Annotated in this window: 12 protein-coding genes; 6 read left to right on the forward strand and 6 right to left on the reverse strand. The window is 64.3% G+C overall.

The features are described 5' to 3' along the window. Positions 1-21: 21 nt before the first annotated feature. From ACEWQZ_RS01285 to ACEWQZ_RS01305, 5 genes are all read right to left on the reverse strand, one after another. A complete protein-coding gene (locus ACEWQZ_RS01285; protein WP_476481259.1) occupies positions 22-1,653 on the reverse strand; it encodes a fatty acid CoA ligase family protein in 1,632 nt (543 codons plus the stop codon). Between the two features lie 86 nt (positions 1,654-1,739). Further along, positions 1,740-2,621, reverse strand: a complete 882-nt coding sequence (locus ACEWQZ_RS01290) for an alpha/beta fold hydrolase (protein WP_476481260.1) — start codon at positions 2,619-2,621, stop codon at positions 1,740-1,742. Between the two features lie 255 nt (positions 2,622-2,876). Beyond that, positions 2,877-3,893 (reverse strand): 3-oxoacyl-ACP synthase III, encoded by a 1,017-nt coding sequence (locus ACEWQZ_RS01295; protein ID WP_476481261.1) that lies wholly within the window; start codon positions 3,891-3,893, stop codon positions 2,877-2,879. A 109-nt stretch (positions 3,894-4,002) separates the two neighbouring features. After that, positions 4,003-7,335: a hybrid sensor histidine kinase/response regulator gene (locus ACEWQZ_RS01300; protein ID WP_476481262.1), complete on the reverse strand. Its 3,333-nt coding sequence runs from the start codon at positions 7,333-7,335 to the stop codon at positions 4,003-4,005. Between the two features lie 215 nt (positions 7,336-7,550). Then, positions 7,551-9,962, reverse strand: coding sequence for a TonB-dependent receptor (locus ACEWQZ_RS01305; RefSeq protein WP_476481263.1), 2,412 nt, complete (start codon positions 9,960-9,962; stop codon positions 7,551-7,553). A gap of 192 nt (positions 9,963-10,154) precedes the next feature. On the opposite strand from ACEWQZ_RS01305, the gene ACEWQZ_RS01310 reads away from it, so the two are divergent. From ACEWQZ_RS01310 to ubiB, 6 genes are all read left to right on the forward strand, one after another. Next, on the forward strand, positions 10,155-11,468 hold the full coding sequence (locus ACEWQZ_RS01310) for a GntP family permease (RefSeq protein WP_476481264.1): 1,314 nt from the start codon (positions 10,155-10,157) through the stop codon (positions 11,466-11,468). A 245-nt stretch (positions 11,469-11,713) separates the two neighbouring features. Further along, a complete protein-coding gene (locus ACEWQZ_RS01315) occupies positions 11,714-13,303 on the forward strand; it encodes an AbgT family transporter (RefSeq protein ID WP_476481265.1) in 1,590 nt (529 codons plus the stop codon). Beyond that, positions 13,300-13,650 (forward strand): gamma-butyrobetaine hydroxylase family protein, encoded by a 351-nt coding sequence (locus ACEWQZ_RS01320; protein ID WP_476481266.1) that lies wholly within the window; start codon positions 13,300-13,302, stop codon positions 13,648-13,650. Before ACEWQZ_RS01315 ends, ACEWQZ_RS01320 begins: the two co-directional genes overlap by 4 nt. A gap of 146 nt (positions 13,651-13,796) precedes the next feature. Continuing rightward, entirely contained in the window at positions 13,797-14,522 is a 726-nt protein-coding gene (locus tag ACEWQZ_RS01325; RefSeq protein ID WP_476481267.1) for a class I SAM-dependent methyltransferase, read from the forward strand. A 59-nt stretch (positions 14,523-14,581) separates the two neighbouring features. Continuing rightward, positions 14,582-15,211, forward strand: coding sequence for a ubiquinone biosynthesis accessory factor UbiJ (locus ACEWQZ_RS01330; RefSeq protein WP_476481268.1), 630 nt, complete (start codon positions 14,582-14,584; stop codon positions 15,209-15,211). Next, a complete protein-coding gene (ubiB, locus tag ACEWQZ_RS01335) occupies positions 15,208-16,857 on the forward strand; it encodes a ubiquinone biosynthesis regulatory protein kinase UbiB (protein WP_476481269.1) in 1,650 nt (549 codons plus the stop codon). The genes ACEWQZ_RS01330 and ubiB overlap by 4 nt, the downstream gene beginning before the upstream one ends. Before the next feature lie 861 nt (positions 16,858-17,718). Here ubiB and ACEWQZ_RS01340 read toward each other — a convergent pair. Then, a complete protein-coding gene (locus ACEWQZ_RS01340) occupies positions 17,719-18,453 on the reverse strand; it encodes a creatininase family protein (protein WP_476481270.1) in 735 nt (244 codons plus the stop codon). Positions 18,454-18,470 lie beyond the last annotated feature (17 nt).

The following is an 18,470-nucleotide window of genomic DNA, read 5'->3' on the forward strand; positions in this document are numbered from 1 at the left end:
CTTCGACTTTCCAACTTGCTGTTACTCCGCCGCCCAGGCAGCCAGATCCTGGCGGCGAATCTTGGCGTTGTGGCGGATGTCGACGGGAAAGCTGTCCTTGAACAGAACGCGTCGGATCTCGCGGGTCAGCTGGTTTCGCGACAGCACTTCGCGCACGGCTGACTCGACCGCCGGTTGATCCGCGCTGTCCTCCGGCTCGATGACGAGCACCGGCTCCTGCCGGCCCTTTTCGCCCACGCCCACCAGAGCGGAGCGGAACACGCCTTCGACGGCGTTGACAGGGCCTTCGACGCATTCGGTAAACAGCGTGCCCTCGGGCGTAACCACGCGCTCGGACTTGCGCCCGCAAAACCACAGCCGGCCCTCGTCGTCGAGCCAGCCCAGATCGCCCATGCGGTGCCAGACCCGGCCCTGGTTGTCGGTCATCTTGGCTTCGCGAGTCTGGCGCTCGCGCTGCCAGTAGGTGTCGGTCACGGTCGGGCCGGCCACGCAGATCTCGCCGATCTCGCCGTCGGGCATCTCGCCAGCGTACTCGGTCAGGTCGATCGGCTCGTCGCTGACCGGGATGATGCGGATTTCATTCGCCGCCAGCGCGCGGCCGACGCAGATGCCCTTGCCTGAGCGATTGCCCTCGGACAGCTCGCCAACCAGCTCGCGCCCGGCGACCGTGGCCACCGGCAAGGCCTCGGTAGCGCCGTAGGGGGTGTGAATGTCCGACCAGGGATCAAGCGCGCCGTGAATGCGCTCGATCACCGCCGGCGAGACCGGCGCGCCGGCCGAGAGCATGCGACGCAGGCCCGGCAGTCGAATCCGGTGCTTTTCCAGATGCCGACCCAGGGTGTTCATCAGCGCCGGCGAGCCGAACAGGCTGGTCACGCCGTAGGTCTCGATCAGGCTGACCAGCATGTCCGGGTCGGCCTCGGCCGGGCGGGTGAAGTCCATGATCGGCACGACCGTGGTCATGCCCAGCGCCGGGTCGAACAGGGCAAACGGCGGAAAGGTCGGCAAATCCACCTCGCCGGGCTGCATGCCGAAGGTCGCGCGCATCAGCTCGACCTGGGCGGCAAAGTGGCGGTGACGATAGAGCACGCCTTTCGGGATACCCGTCGATCCGGAAGTAAACACAATAGCCGCCGGATCATCGCCGGCGACCTCGGGCGCCTCGAAGGACTCGCCCTTTCCGGCCAGCAGATCGGAAAACTTCAGCCCGCGCCAGAAAGGCCGCGGCCCGACGGTGATGAGCTGGCGAATGCTCGCGCGCGCCCAGCCCAGCGCCATGCGCGCGACCTGCGCGCGGGTGACGCCGACAAACACCTCCGGTGCGGCTTCGCCCAGGCAGGTCTTGAGCGGCTTGATGCCGATACCCGGGTCGATGAGCACCGGCACCGCGCCAGCCTTGAACAGCGCGAAGAACAGCGCGAAGAATTCCAGCGAAGGCGGCACCATGAACCCCACCCGGGTGCCTTTCACGATGCCTTTCGCCTGCAGGCCCGCCGCCAGCCGGTCGGTCAGCTCGTTGAGCTCGCGATAAGTCCAGCGTCGATCGACCCAGCCGCCCTTTTTGCGCTTGAGCGGCAGAACAAGCGCCGTGGCATCGGGCTGCGCCTCGGCCTGCCGGGTCAGCGCATGCGCAATGTTGATTTCATTCGGCATCTTCAGATCAGTCTTCCACCACGAAAGGCACGAACAAGCTTCTTGCAGCTTTTCCTGCGTGACCTTCGTGCGCTTTGCGGCTCATTTCAGTCCTTGAGGTGCTGCTTTATGCCGGCTGTCACTCGCTCGGGGGCGTCCTCGAGCACGTAGTGGCCGGCCTCTTCCAGGTAGTCGATTTCGGCCTGCGGCCAGATTCTGCGCCATTGATCGAGCACCCGGTCGTCGAAGACAAAATCCCGGCCGCCCCAGATGAATTTGACCGGCTTTTCGGCCAGGCGGTCAAGGTGCCGCTCGGTCTCGGCCAGCACCGGCCAGGCCGGGTCGGATTGGTCAAGCGGGATATCCTGCACGAAGCGCAGCGTGGCCAGGCGGCTTTTCGGACCCCGGCGATAGGGCGCGGTCAGGCCGCGGGCCACCTCGCGATCGAGCTTTCCGGCCGTCCCCAGTCGGGCAGCCAGGCCGGAAAAGGCGTTGAAGCGATTGATGGCGAAGCCTCCGGGCCCCGTGCGGGCGAATTTCAGCGCAAAGGGCAGCGGCAGTTCGGGCCCGATGGTAAATGCCCAGGTGTTGAGCAACACGACCCGCCGCACCCGCTCAGGATGGCGCACCGCCCAGGCCAGGCCGATCGCCCCGCCCCAGTCGTGCACCAGCAGGTCGACCTCGCGATCGGGCTCGACCTCGTCGAGCCAGTGGCCCAGATCGGCCACCCGGCTGGCCATGGTGTAGTCATAGCGCGGCTCGTCGGGCCGGTCGGACAGACCCATGCCGATATGATCGGGCACCAGGCAGCGGCGCTCGTGCTTGAGCGCATTGATGACGTTGCGGTAGTAGAACGACCAGGTCGGATTGCCGTGCACCATCACCACCGGTCGCCCCTCGACCGGCCCTTCATCCACGTAGTGCATGCGGTGGCCGGTGGACTGGACGTGGTAGCGGGACTCGAACGGGAACAGTTTCTTTGGAACCACGGGCTTTCGCTCGGAACGGTTAGCTGGTTAGCTGGTTAGCTGGTTAGCTGGTTAGCTGGTTAGCTGGTTAGCTGGTTAGCTGGTTAGCTGGTTAGCTGGTTAGCTGGTTAGCTGGTTAGCAATGATTATGACGCTCGGATCACATAAAGCAACAGCAAAAGGGCTTATCCCGGCGCAACTAGCCAACTAGCCAACTAGCCAACTAGCCAACTAGCCAACTAGCCAACTAGCCAACTAGCCAACTAGCCAACCTCCTTACCAGACAATCTCGGTCATGCAGCAGTTCAGACCCGAGCCAATGCCCATCAGCGCAATCTTGTCGCCACGGTTGACGCGACCCTTGTCGACGATCTTGCTCAAGACCGTGGGGATCGACGCCGGACCGACGTTGCCCAGCTTGGGAAAGATCCGGTAGACCCTTTCGGGCTCGACGCCAAAGGCGCGGATGAAAGCCTCGGTATGCACGCGCGAGACCTGGTGTATGACCACGTGGTCGAGCTCGTTGGCGACCCAACCCAACACCTGGCGGGCCGTGCCGTAGGTGGCGCCGGCAAGCTTCATGCCTTCGCGCAGCAGGCTCTTGGCGTCGGTCCACATCAGATGGTTCCAGCCGCGACACAGGTTGTTGAACTCGGTGGCCGCGCGCGCGACACCGCCCTTGTATTGGTGCCCATCGGGCTCGAGGTCACCGCGTGACATGACCATGGCCGCAGCGCCGCAGCCCAGCGTCAGGCTGGCGAACTCGCTCTTGAACTGCTTGCGCGTGACATCCGGCTCGAGCAGGCGATCAATGGTGATCTCGCAGACCTCGCGGATATTTTCGGCGTTGACAATCAGCGCGTAGTCGATCTCGCCGCGGTCGAGCATGCGCGCGGCGATGTTCATGCCGTTGATGAACGCCAGGCAGGCATTGCCCACGTCGAAGCTCTCGCAGGTGTTGGCCAGCTTGAGGTTCCTGTGCACCATGCAGGCCGTCGACGGCTCGAGAAAATCACGCGTGACCGAAGTATTGATCAGGATACCGACACGATCACGATCGATATCGGCGCGCGCCAGGGCCTCTTCGGCCGCCAGGGTGGCGGCATCCGAAGGCTGGACGCCGTGATCCCAGAAGCGGCGCTCTTCGATGCCGGCGACGTCAATCAACGGGTTGCCGCGCATGCGCAGTTTTCGGAAGGTCGGCTCGAGCCGCTCCCCGATCTCTTCACTGGTTACGGTGTGCGGGGCGTCGATGGAGGCCACCGACTTGATGACAACGTTGTCAAACAGCATGAGGTTCTTTCCTGGCCACGGACGCCCGGGCGATGGTTGATGGATCGATCATACAGGCACAATAAACCATTGTACCGCGAATCGGAAGCCGGGCCCCAACGCGAAAATACTACGCTCCGGAGCGCCGTCGGCGCGGCAGCATGCGGGCCATCAGCGACCGCAGCGCCAGCGGACGAATGGGCTTGTGCAGAAACTCGCAGCCCGCCCGCCGCGCGGCCGCACGCACCTCGGCGGCGTGATCGGCGCTGATCAGTACGGTGGGGCGCTGGCAGCCGGCCTCCTGCAGCGACTCCAGCAAGTGCAGGCCGGTTTTGCCATCGTCAAGATGATAATCGACTACCAGCAGCTCGGGTTCGAAAGCCGCGGCCGCTGTCAGCGCCTGTTCGGCGTTGCTGGCCACGCGCACCTCGTAGCCCCAGCCCGAAATCAGGGTCTCCAGCGAGCCGAGCATGGCCGCCTCGTTGTCGACAACCAGCACCCGGCCCGAGCCCGGCTCGGAGCGCTCGGCCCGGCGGCCGGGCAAACAGGGTTGTGGTTCGGCGCGGGGCACGCGAACGCCAAAGGCGGTGCCATGGCCGGGCCGGCTGACCAGCTCGATTTCATGGCCGAGCAGACGCGCCATGCGCTCGGCGATGGCCAGGCCCAGACCCAGTCCGGGCGCGTGCTGGCCGTCACCCAGACGACGAAACTCCTCGAAGATGACGGCCTGATCCGCGCTGCTGATACCTGGCCCGGTATCCCACACACCCACCAGCAGTTCCGCGCCACGCCGGCGGCAGCCAATCAGCACCCGACCGTGGCGGGTATAACGCACGGCGTTGGAGAGGAAATTCTGCAGAATCCGTCGCAGAAGCTGTGGGTCGGTCTCCACCCACTGAAGCGTATTGACGCAGTCGAGCTCGAGGTCGCGCTCGCGAGCGAGCAGTGAAAACTCGCCCTGCAGCTGCGAGAACAGCTCCCCGAGTGGAAAGCGACTGTGTCTTGGCTCCATGCCGCCGGCATCCAGCCGCGAGATGTCGAGCAGCCCCTCGATCAGGTTCTCGGTGGCGCCCAGAGCACCCGAAATCTGAGCGAGCGAGTGCTGCGCGTGGGGGTCGGCAACCCGCCCGCTCAGCGCGTGCGTCAAAAGCTGTGCGGCATTGAGTGGCTGTACCAGATCGTGACTGACCGCCGCGAGAAACCGGGTCTTGGCTTCGCTGGCGCGCTCGGCTTCCACCTTTGCCTGCTCCAGCTCACGGGTGCGTTCGATCACCCGCTGCTCCAGGGTCTCGTTGATGCGCCGCAGCTCATCTTCGGCATGACGAAAGGCCGTTACATCGGTGAACGTGGCCACGAAACCGCCGCTTGCCATGGGGTTGCCGCGAATCTCGATAATGCGCCCGTCGCGCCATGGGCGCTCGATATGGTGGCGCGTTCCGGCACGCTTGTGGGTAATTCGGCGCTGAATCTTGCGCTCGATATCACCGCGCCCCATCAAACCGGCCTCGGCGTTGTGGCGCAGCAGGTCCGCCACCGGCCGACCGACGCGGATCAGCTCCTCCGGATAGGAGAAAAATGCCAGATAGGCGCTGTTCCAGGCCACCAGGCGCATATCGCGATCCACCACGCATACGCCCTGGCTCATGTTTTCCAGCGCGCCCGAGAGCACCTCGCGGCTGAAGCGCGCCTGCGCGGCGGCCTGGCCCACGAGGTCGGCCACCGTATCCAGCGGTGCCGGCGTGCGCCGGCGCGCGGCATCCAGCAGCAGGCGCGCGGACGCCGAGCCGACGACCGCCGCCAGCTCGAGCTCGAGGCCCGCTGCCAGACGGCGAGCGTTACGGTTGCCGGCAAACAGCGGGCCGAGGCGCTCCTCCGGCAGAAAGCGTTCGGCCAGGCGGTAAAGCATGTCCGGGCGCAGCGGGTCGTCGTCGGGCTCATGCCCCGGCACCGCATCGAGGCGAACGCCCACCAGCGTGACCACCAGGTTGACCGCCAGGCTGGTGACCACCGCGCGCGTGAGCGGCGCGACCCCCTGCAGCCCCAGCAGGTTATCCGGCGTCAGCCAGCTCAGCCCCAGCGGTCCGGTGCTCGTCCAGCCGGCTTGAATACCGAGGCCATCGAGCAACAGCGGCAAGAAGAGCACGTAGGCCCAGACGGCCACCCCGATGAGAATACCCGACAGGATGGCACGCGCCGAACGGCCGGGACGATAGACGGCGAGCACCACCGCCGGCCCCAGCTGGGCCAGGCCGGAAAACGACATCGCGCCGATATCGGCCAGGGCACCGGCCGTGCCAATCGATCGGCTGTAGACATAAGCCAGCAACAGCACCACCACGATGCCCATGCGGCGCTGCTGACGCACCGGGATGCCCATTTCGCTGACCCGTCCCCAGTGGCGATTGAGCAGCGCGGGAGTGAGCCAGTGGTTGCCGATCATGATGGAAAGAGTGAGGCTGGCCAGGATCACCATCGAGGTGGCCGCGCTCAAGCCCCCAAGAAAGGCCAGCAGCGCCAGCCCCTGATGCCCCTCACCCAGCGGCAGCATCAGCACGTAGAGATCGGGCGCGACCACGCCTTCGAGCAGCGCGTTGCCGGCGCGCGCCAGCGGCAGCACCGGCAGGCTGATAAGCACCAGAAACACCGGAAACAGCCAGCGGGCCGTGCGCAGGTGGCGCTCCTGGCGACACTCGACCACGCCGATATGGAACTGATGCGGCAGGGTAAACATCGCCAGCGCACCCAACAACATCAGCGTCAGGAACGAATCCAGGCTGGAAAAGGGCGGCGATGGCGCCCGCTGGGCAAACTCGACCGGGCCGGAAAACAGCGCAAAAACCACGAAACCACCCAGGGCAAGCATGGCCGTTAGCTTGAGTAGAGACTCAAACCCCATGGCCAGCACAAGGCCGCGATTATGCTCGGTAGCGGCAGCGCGCCGGGTGCCGAACAGCATGGCGAAAATCGCCATGAACAGTGCTGCATAAAGCGCCAGATCCTGCCAGGCGGCATCGGCAGCAACCGCGCTGCCGTGAATCGCCTCGAAGCTCATGGCCACCGCCTGCAGCTGCAGCGAGATGTAGGGCACGATGCCGATCACGGCCACGCCGGTGACTGCGGCCGAGAGCATGGATGACTTGCCGAAACGGCTGGCGATGAAATCCGCGATGCTGGTGGCGTTGCCGGCCTTGCTCAGCGCGACCAAACGGCGCAGAAAGGGAAAAAAGAAAACGAACAAGACGATCGTGCCGACAAAGGTCGGTGGCACCGGCCAGCCCGAGCGTGCTGCCTGGGTGGTGGTGCCGTAAAACGTCCAGGCGGTGCAGTAAACCGCCAGCGACAACGAATAGACCACCGGCCAGAGCCGGCGCCAGCGCGCCTGGGAGCGCTCGCCAAGCAGCGCAACCGCGAACAGCAGTCCCAGCCAGGCCAGCCCGGCCCCGATGAGAATCAGCGTTGACATGATCCGGATCCGATTGGGATGACAGCCAGCATGTTGAACAGTCCGCTTCGAGTTTCTGCTACCGCGTGGTTTTCAGCTTAGCGCAGATGCTCCGCCATCGAACACGCTCGGTTGGCCTCTGGATGATCGGCTGGGGCTTCCGGGTGGCGCGGCTTAAAAAAAAGGGCCGGAAACCGCACTGCGGCTCCGGCCCAAGGGAGGAGACCCGGTAGCAATCAGAAGTTGACGGTGCCGGTCAGCGTGACCGTGCGCGGCGGACCATAGAACGCGTTCATCACGCCTTCCAGACCCAGGGTTGGCTCGGTGCCATCGGGCGTGGCGAACACGTAGCCCGAGGTCTTGTATTGCTCGTCGCCGAGGTTACGACCGTGCAGGCCGATTTCATAGCGACCGTCGCTGCGCTTCCACACCAGGCTCAGATCGTAGAGCGAATAAGCCTCCTGGTCGAGAAACTGCGAGGGTGCCTCGAACTGATGAGTCTTGCCGCGGTAGGACCAGGCACCGATGACCGAAAACAGGCCATCGTTGCCCAGCAGGGCCATGGGCACGTCGTAGCGAACGTTGAGATGGCCGGTCCAGTCGGGCGTGTTCTGGAACACGCGCTCGTCGGCCACGTCTTCCAGCGCGGTCGACCCCGTGGCCGGATCGGTAACGGCGGTGACGAACTCGTCGTACTCGGCGTCGATATAGCCCAGCGTGAGCATGGTGGAGAACTCATCGCCGGAAGCAAAGACATCCTGCCCGAGCAGCGCGTTGGCTTCGAGCTCCACGCCCTGAACCGTCGCCGAACCAGCGTTGGTCGTGACCCCGGCAAAGGTGTCGGAGATGCCGTCACCGGTGGTATCAACACCGATCGAGCCGGGCACTTGAATATCGGTGTAATCGCTGTAGAAGAACGCCAGGTTGGTGTTGATGCGACCCTGAGCGAAGGAAGATTTGGCGCCGATTTCATAGGTGTCCACGGTTTCGGGTTCGAAACGCATGAAATCGAACACCTCTGCCTCGCTGACCACGCCGTCACCGTCGAGGTCGGGCGCGGCGGTGGTCAGGCCACGCGGGTCAAAACTGCCACCCTTGAAACCCTGACTCCAGGAAACATAGAGGTTGTGCTCTCGCACCGGCTTCCAGGCCAGGCTGGCGCGCGGGGTGAACTCCGAGAAGCGATCCGACCCTTCGAAGTCCGAGGTAGTTACCGTGATGATCGGATCACCGCCAAACCAGGACGACTTGCCCAGCATGTTCTGGCGCAGCACTCGCGAGGAGCGCTTGTCGTCGGTATAGCGGCCGCCGAGCGACAGCTCCAGCCCGGTGCCGAGATCGAACATGTTGCCCAGATCGAAGCTGACGTCGGCAAAGACCGACCAGGTTTCGGTATCGACATCACCCAGAGTAAAGGCATTGAGCTTGGGCGCACCGATCAGCTCGCCGGTCTGGTAGAGGCGGACGTCGAAGGGGCCGAAGGCGTTGGCATCAAGATAATAGAAGCCGGCAATGCCGCTGACGTTCGCGCTGCTGTAGTTGAGCTGGAATTCCTGACTGTATTGCTCATTGTCGTAAATGGTGGCGACGTCCACGTCGGCTGGCGGCAGCGCCTCGAAATCAATCTGATTGACGGTGTCATCGGCCCGCCAGGCGCTGATGCTCTTGAACATCCAGTTCGGGTTGATGTCGTACTCGACCAGCAAGCTGACGCCCTGTTGCTCGGTGTCGTTCTGCCCCTGAATGCCGCCGCGGGTGTCGTAGACATCGTCGAGCACCGGTGCGCCGGAGAACAGCCCCGGAATCAACCGATGACCGCCCACCGGGCTGGAGTCGTCCTTGAAGTAGTCGCCGGCCAGGCGAATGAAGAAACGGTCGCCGGGCGTCCACTCCAGGCTGGCGCGGGCGGCCACGACATCCTTGTCGTAGTTTTCCGTGCCCAGGGTCAGGTTCTTGCCGAAACCATCACGGTTGAACGTGGCCGCGGCGGCACCGATTGCCAGGCTGTCGCTGAGCGGGGTTTCGGCCTTGACCATCAGATCGGCCTGCGAATAGCTGCCAACGCTGGCGCGCACGCTTGCCGACGGCTCATTGCCCAGGCGCTTGGTGACGTATTTGACGGCACCGCCGATGGTGTTGCGCCCGTACAGCGTGCCCTGCGGGCCGCGCAAGACTTCCACGCGCTCGACGTCATAGATATCGAGCACCGCACCCTGCGGGCGGTTCAGATAGACATCGTCGATATAGATGCCCACGCCGGCTTCGAAACCGGCTACCGGATCCTGCTGACCGACGCCGCGAATGAAGGCGGTCAGCGTGTTGCTGGTGCCGCGCGAGACTTCCATCGTGGTGTTGGGCACGACCTGGTTGAGATAGGTAATATCCGGAGCTCCCACCTCTTCGAGCTTTTCGCCACTCAGCGCGGTGATCGAGATCGGCACGTCGGCAGCGCTTTCGCTACGGCGTCTTGCTGTCACCTCGATGACGTCGAGCGAAGCGTACTGCTCGAGGCGCTCGTCGCCCGAAGACTCCGACTCGTTTTCGTTGTCCTGAGCCGATACGGCCGTGGTCATTGCCAGGCCCAGCGCGACAGCCAGGCTCAGCCTGGAGAGCTTCAGCAGCTTGTTTGACGAATTGCGCGATTTCATTGGAACTCCCTTGTACAAACGTCGTCGATGAACGTTGACTTTTTCGTGACTTTGGCCCGCCGGCGAGTATCCGGCGATCGCATGGCTGAAGATTAGACAAGCGCCGACCGCGTGTAACTTGTACCTTGGTACAGTTCCGCCCCGCGCGGGCGCTTGCCAACATGGCCGCCAATTCAAGCGGATGCATCCACCATGCTCAGCCTGATCGGCCTGTTGGGCGGCCTCGCCCTGTTGATCGTACTCGTCATGCGCGGCATGAGCCTGTTCGTGGCCACCCCCCTGTGCGCCCTGCTGATCGCGCTGACCAGCGGCATCGCGCTGCTGCCGCCGCTGGCCGCCGAAGGCCAGGCCGACCTGGTTACCCAGTACATGAACGGGTTTACCGGCTTCATCGCCTCGTGGTTCTTCGTCTTTCTGCTCGGCTCGCTGTTCGGCAAGCTGATGGAATCATCCGGCGGCGCCGAGTCGGTGGCCCACTGGATCGTGCGCCGGTTGGGCACCCACCATGCCGCGCTGGCGGTGGTGATCGCCTGCGCGGTGCTCACCTACGGCGGTGTCAGCCTGTTCGTGGTCGCGTTTTCGGTCTATCCGATGGCGCTGGCGCTGTTTCGCGACGCCGACCTGCCGCGGCGCTTCATTCCCGCCACCCTGGCCTTCGGTTCGGTAACTTTCACCATGACCTCGGCCGGCTCGCCGGAGATCCAGAACTGGATCCCCATCGAGCATCTCGGCACCGGCCCGCTGGCGGCCTGGCAGGCCAGCCTGATGGTCGCCATCGTGATGGCCACCAGCGGCTATTTCTGGCTGAAGTGGATGCTCGCGCGCGCGGTCGCGCGCGGCGAGAACTTCGACGGGCGCGAAGCCGACCCGGCCAGCGGTCGGGCCAACCTGCCCCACCCGGTTCTGGCCCTGGTGCCGCTGATGCTGGTGCTGGGCTTTTCCTTCACCCTGCATGATCGCCTGGGCGTATCCGCCCTGATCGTGGCGCTGCTGGCCGGCTGCATCGGCGCGGCGCTGATCAACATCCGCCACCTCAACCAGCCCGGTGCCGCGCTGACCGAAGGCGGCGTGGGCGCCCTGGTTGCGATCGGGAATACCGCCGCCGTGGTCGGTTTCGGCACCGTTGCCCGGGTCTCGCCGGCCTTCGACGCGGCCGTGGTCTGGGTCACCGGCCTGCCCGGCAACGGCCTGGTCAGCGCCGCCATTGCCGTGTCCTCGATCGCGGCCATGACCGGTTCGGCCTCGGGCGGTCAGGCCATCGCCCTGCCGATTCTCGGCCCGCACTACGTCGACGCCGGCGTCGACCCCGACCAGCTTCACCGGGTGGTCTCGATTTCCTCGGGCGCGCTCGACTCGCTGCCGCACAACGGCTATGTCGTGACCACTATCCGCGCCATCTGCAACGAAACCCATGCCGCCGCCTACCCGGCGATGGGCGCGCTGACGGTCATCATCCCGCTGGCCGGGTTGATCCTTTGCCTGGGCCTGTTTGCGTTAGGGCTCTGAATAGAAAGTGTGAAGTGTGAAGTGTGAAGTGTGAAGTGGCGGGCGTTAGGCCGGTCAATCAGGTTTTATACGCTCGGGGTTTTACCCGGCACGGCCGTTAGCGTAAACCATCACATCTTTTCTTCACACTTAACACTTCACACTCGCAAGTTCCGTGTTCTGCACTATGCAGCGCCGCTGCGCTATCATGCCCGGTCGCTGTCGCGGCGGCGTTTTCAAGACCAAACTCAGGACTCTTCAATCCCGTGAGCAACAACGACAGCCCGACGATCACCGCCCGTCGCAACTGGTTTACTCGTTTTCTCGACGTCGTCGAGTGGCTCGGCAATCTGCTGCCGCATCCGGTCACGCTGTTTGCGCTGCTGGCATTGGCCATGGTGCTGCTCTCGGGCCTGTTCGGCTGGCTGGGGGTGAGCGTCACCGACCCGCGCCCCAGCGCCGAGGCGGGCGCCACCATCGAGGCGATCAGCCTGGTCAACGCCGAGGGCCTGCGCCGGATTCTCGGTGGCCTGGTGGACAATTTCGTCAACTTCGCGCCGCTGGGCGTGGTGCTGGTGGCCATGCTCGGCGTGGGCGTGGCCGAAAAGTCCGGGCTGCTCTCGGCGCTGGTGCGCGGCATCGTGCTGTCGGCACCCAAACACGTCGTGACCGTGGCCGTGGTCTTTGCCGGCGTGCTCTCCAACACCGCCTCGGAGATGGGTTATGTCGTGCTGGTGCCGCTGGGTGGCGCCATCTTTCTGGCCCTGGGTCGGCATCCGCTGGCCGGCATGGCGGCCGCTTTCGCCGGGGTTTCGGGCGGCTACAGCGCCAACCTCCTGCTGGGCACCATCGACCCGCTGCTCGCCGGATTGACCCAGGAGGCGGCACGCCTGGTCGATCCCGACTACACCGTCTACGCCACGGCCAGCTGGTATTTCATGATCGTGTCGACGTTCATGATCACCGCCATCGGCTCGCTGGTGACGATCTTCATCGTCGAGCCCAAGCTCGGCAGCTACGACGACTCCAACGCCGACCCCTCGGTGCTCGACGACAGCCAGATGACGCCGCTGAGCGGCTTGGAAAAGAAGGGCCTTTTGACAGCCCTGTTGGCCGTGATCGCCCTGCTGGGCCTGGTCGCCTGGCTCGTCGTGCCCGAAAGTGGCGTCCTGCGCGACCCGGCGGCCGGCAGCGGGTTTATCGAAACTTCCCGACCTTTCTTCAATTCGATCGTGGCCTGGATCTTCATCTTCTTTCTGGTCGTGGGCTTCGCCTACGGCCGGGTCGTGGGCACGATGAAGAACGACCGCGACATCATCGACGGGATGGCCTCGGCGATTTCCACGCTCGGCCTCTACGTGGTGCTGGTGTTCTTCGCCGCCCAGTTCGTCGCTTTCTTCGGCTGGTCGAATCTCGGGCTGATCACGGCGGTGACCGGCGCCGATTTCCTCCAGAGCATCGAGTTGACCGGCCCGCTGGTGTTCGTGCTGTTCATCATCATGTGCGGCATCGTCAACCTGTCGCTGGGCTCGGCCTCGGCACAATGGGCCGTGACCGCGCCGATTTTCGTGCCCATGCTGATGTTCATCGGTTACTCGCCCGAAGTCATCCAGACGGCCTATCGGATCGGCGACTCGACCACCAACATCATCACGCCGATGATGAGCTACTTCGGTCTGATCCTGGCCTGGGCGACCCGCTACGATCGAAAACTCGGCATCGGCACACTGATTGCCACCATGCTGCCCTATTCGATCTGCTACTTTATCGGCTGGAGTCTGCTATTCATGCTGTGGGTCTTCGGCCTTGACCTGCCGGTTGGCCCCGGCTCGCCCACCTATTACCAGGCACCATGAGCGAACGCCAACCCAACGAACTGACCTACGAGCGCAGCCGCCGCGTGCTGATCGTCGCCTTCGACGACGGTGCTCGCTTCGAGCTGCCGGCCGAGTACCTTCGCACCCACTCGCCGTCGGCCGAGGTGCGCGGCCACGGCTATTCAGAGCCGAAACTGATGACCGGCAAGGAGAGCGTCGGCATCGCGGCCATCGAGCCGATCGGCAGCTATGCCGTACAGCTGCGTTTCGACGACGGCCACCAGACCGGCATCTACACCTGGGCTTTCCTTTATGATCTGGGCCAGAACATGGAACGGAATCTGGCGCGCTACGCCGAGCGCTTGCGTGAGCGTGACGGTGATTAGCAGCATCCGCCCGGTGATCAAGGGCGCACGAAGGTGCACGCAGGCAAACTCCCTGTCGCTGAACAGCGTCGTCTTCTTCGCGACCTTCGTGCTCCATTCTTTTCGATGAACCGGCACATGGTTGCCGGACAATACGGAAACCCAGCATGACCGATTTTGGCTACCGCGACGTATCGCCCGAGGAGAAAACGCAGCTCGTCGGCCGCGTGTTTTCATCAGTGGCGCGGCGATACGACCTGATGAACGATCTGATGAGCCTGGGCATCCACCGCGCCTGGAAACGGCACTTCGTGGCCACCTGCGGCATCAGGTCCGGCCAGAAGCTGCTCGATCTGGCCGGCGGCACCGGTGATATTGCCCGGCTGGCGCGCGAGCGCGGGGCCGGGGTGGTCGTCGCCGACATCAATCATGACATGCTCGCCACCGGCCGCGCGCGCATGGACGACCGCGGCCTGGTCAAGGGCCTGGACTGGCTGCAGGTCAATGCCGAGGCCCTGCCCTTTGCCGACAGGCATTTTGATCACGTGACGATCGCGTTCGGCCTGCGCAACGTCACCTGGCGCGATCGTGCCCTTGCGGAAATGCATCGCGTACTCAAGCCCGGCGGACGCGTGCATATTCTCGAGTTCTCGAAGGTCGGGCTGCCGGCCCTGGCCAGGCTCTATGACACCTGGTCCTTTCAGGTGCTGCCGCGCCTGGGTGCGCGCATCGCCGGCGATGCCGAAAGCTACCGCTACCTGGCCGAATCCATCCGCCGCTTTCCCGACCAGCCGAGCCTGGCCGGGCAGATGCGCGAAGCCGGTTTCGAGCGGGTGCGCTGGTCCAACCTTTCGGCCGGCATCTGCGCCATTCATCGGGGTGCCAGGGTCTGATCCATGCACCTCCGACGATGATTCTTCGACGATGAATTGCCGAACATGAGCTTGCGACCATGAGTTCCCGCCCCACCAGCGCCCGCTACCTGACCCCCCTGCCCGGCCGGCTTGCTGCCGTCGTCGACCAAGCCATTACGCGCGCCATTGCGCTCGACGACAGCGCCACGACACGGCTCGCGCCACTGGCCGACAAGCGCGTGTGCCTGGAGCTCAAGGGCCTGGGTATCGACCTGCATTTCCACGGGCGCGAAGACGGCCTCGGCGTCAGCGCTGAATGCGACGACGCCCCTGACACCACCATCAGCGGTACGCCGCTGGCGCTTTTGGCCATGGCGGTGCCGGAGTGGCGCGCGCCCGGTAGCGGCGTGCGCATCGAGGGCGATGCCGGCACCGGTCAGGCCTTCGAAAAGCTGCTGAAGCAGCTCGACCCCGACTGGGAGGCGATGTTTGTCGAGCGCTTCGGGCCGGTCGTCGGCCACCAGCTGTGGCGCACGTTGATCGACGCCCGTGCCGGCGCGCGGCAGCTTACGCGCACGGCCGCCGACCAGACCGCCCGTTTTCTGCGTGAAGAGTCCGGCCTGCTGGTCACCCGCGAGGAGGTCAACGCCTTCGTGCACGAGGTCGATGAACTGCGCGAGGCCGCCGACCGGCTGGAGGCGCAGTTGCGCCGTCGGAGCCGGGCGTGATTGCGCGCGGTGTGCACCTGGCGAGCATCGCGCTGACTCTGGCGCGTTACCGACTCGACGAATTGCTTACCGCGCTGCCACCGCTGAAATTTGCGCGTATCGTGCGTGTGCTGCCCTGGGGGCGCCGCCACGTGCGCCAGCTCTCGCGCGGCGCTCGGCTCAGGCTGGCCCTGCAGGAGCTCGGGCCGATCTACGTCAAATTCGGCCAGATCCTGTCGACCCGCCGCGACTTGCTGCCTGAAGACATCGCCGATGACCTGGCCGGCCTGCAGGACGACGTGCCGCCCTTCCCGACCGAACAGGCGCGCGCCATCATAGAACGCCAGCTTGGCGCCCCGATTGCCGAGCTGTTCAACGAGTTCGATGACTGCCCGCTGGCCTCGGCCTCGATCGCGCAAGTCCACGCTGCCGGCCTGAAGTCCGGCGAGAAGGTCGTGGTCAAGGTGGTGCGACCGGGAATCGAACGCCAGATCCGGCGCGACCTGGAACTGTTGCGTGCACTCGCGCGCCTGCTGCGCCGCTACCATCCGGAAGGGGACCGGATTCGCCCCGACGATATCGTCTCGGAGTTCGAGCGGGTCATCTACCGCGAGCTCGACATGAAGGCCGAGGCGGCCAGTGCTTCGCTGCTCAAACGCAACTTTCAGGGCTCGCGCGACCTCTACATTCCGACCATCTACTGGCAGTTCACCGCCGAGCGGGTGCTGGTAATGGAGCACGTCGACGGCGTGTCGGTCAAGGATATCCCGGAGCTCAAGCGCCGCGGCGTCGACCTTGGGCGCCTGGCACGGCGAGGTATCCGAGTGTTTTACAGCCAGGTCTTTCGCGACAATCTCTTCCATGCCGACATGCACCCCGGCAATCTGCTCGTCGATACCACCAACCCGCTCGATCCGACCTGGATCGCGCTCGATTTCGGCATCGTCGAGAGCCTCACCCCGCAGGATCTCTACTACATAGGCGAGAACTTCCTGGCCATCTTCAACCGCGACTATCGCCGCGTCGCCGAGCTGCACGTCGAGGCCGGCTGGGTGCCCGCTGATACCCGCATCGACCAGCTCGCCGCTGCCGCGCGCACCGTCGGCGAACCCAACTTCACCCGGCCGCTTGAAGAAGTGTCCTTTGCCGAGATGGTAATCGAACTGTTCTCGGTCGCGCGTCAGTTCAAGCTAACGCTGCAGCCACAGCTGATCATGCTGCAGAAAACCCTCCTCAACATCGAGGGCATGGGCCGACAGCTCGACCCGCGCCTGAATATCTGGGAGGTGGCCAAACCCGAACTCGAAGCCATCTTCGCCGAACGCTACGGCCTGCCGCGGACCATGCGGCGCATGGCGCGCGAGATGCCAACCTGGCTTGCCCGCGCGCCCGAGCTGCCGGGGCTGGTACACGGCTTCCTCAAGACCACCGGCGAAGGTCGCCTGCGCACCCGCATCGATTCCGAAGACCTCGAAAAGCTCGCCGCCGAACTGGGCCACCACAACCGCCGGCTGCCCGGCGCCATCCTCGCCGCCGGCCTCATTGTCGCCGGCGCCGTACTCGCCGGCTACCAGGTCACGCCGCTGTGGCAGGGCCATTCCCTTCCAGCGGGCGTGTCACTGCTGGCGGGCGTCATCCTCGGCTGGCGGGCCTGGCGCGCCCGCTGACGTGCCCGAATCAGACATCAGTTTCCTGGAAACCCGGAACAGGCTCGTACTGAAAACTTCTGGCCTTTGTCTCAGCGCCAAGCGTCCGGACATGCTGCACGAGCGCCTCATAACGCTCACGGTGGCCCCATAAACTGCCATTGAACTCGAGTTGAACAACGAACCCCTCTCCGGTGCAGGACGAATGCACAGCCTCCACTATTTCCACATCCGTATCAGGGAACGCCTCGCTCAGATAATTCGCAATTTCCGGCGCTACTTGGTCCGGATTGGTGGAACAGACTGTCTCTTGATGCGTATAGTCCAGGTGAAAGATACGGTCGGCCCAGCTAGATGCTGGGCCGTGGTTCCGTTCCAGCTATACGTTGCAATCAGAAACAGGCGTCAGCGTAATGAAGACACAAGCCTGAAAGAGAGTTGGACGCCCAAGGCCACAAACCAGCACAAGCAGGACCCTGACAGGGTGGATTGCTCGGTGGTATAGGTGGTAGGCGTAATTCGCAAACGAGAATGGGTTACACACATATCTGCCCTACGCCAAACTAGCCAAGCCAACAAACCCCCACTAACAGATTAGAAAAATGTCACACTGGCTGCCAACAGCTTTGTCCAATGACACTTGAGGTTGAACAAGGCGCGTATTTCCAACAAGAAGTGAGCCTGAAGGCAGCTCGATGCCCGGGATCATCGGACGATAATCGTGACCGGATCACACGAGGGCCTAGGACTGCAAACAAGATCCCGGTCCTTGGCGCTCGCGATCTGCCGACGGACTTTCGGCCGCCGATCGCGGCGCAAGCTTTGACCGGCTTATGCGGTAGCTGTGGTGGTTCGGCTACGCCCCTGTGAGCAGGTTGGCAGTCAGGAATTCATGAACTCCCGATAGTCCTCCAGCGCGTCGGCCAGGCCGGCTTCGTAGAAGCGCTTGCCGTGTTCGGGGGTGGCGCGGTGGGGCTCGGAGCCGATGCGGCCGTCGGGGAAATGTTTGCGGTAGTCGGCGGCGTCGCGGATGGGGCCGTTCGGGGCGCGAACCGGATCGAGCTTGTCAGCGCGCATCAGATCAGGGTAGCCATACCAGGTCAGGGCCAGCTCCGAGGCCGTGGCGTGGCTGCCGTCGGCCTCGCCGTACAGTTCGCGCGCCAGCGCCTGTACGCGCTGCCCGGCGAACCAGTTGCCCACTTTCAGACGCAACGCCGAAGGTTTTTGGGCCAGGCTGGCATCGGCCCAGATTTCGGCAAAGACGGCTTGAAAGGTGGCGATATTGCCGCCGTGGCCGTTGAAAAAATAGATGTGGGTGAAGCCGTGGACGGCCAGCGAGGCGACCACATCGCGCACCAGCGCCATGAGCGTGGAGGGTCGCAGGGTGATCGATCCGGGAAAGCCCAGATGATGCTGCGCCATGCCGATGCTCAGCGTCGGGCCGATCAGAATGCCGGCTTCGGCCAGACCCCCGGCAATGATTTCCGGGCAGAGGGCGTCGGTACCGATCAGACCGGTCGGGCCGTGCTGTTCGGTTGAACCGACCGGTATGACGATGCCGCTGGAGTCTTTCAGATAGGCCTCGATTTCAGGCCAGGTGGATTGCTGCAGATACATTGTTCGGCTCCTCTATT

It is taken from the genome of Wenzhouxiangella sp. YN1, assembly GCF_056324145.1.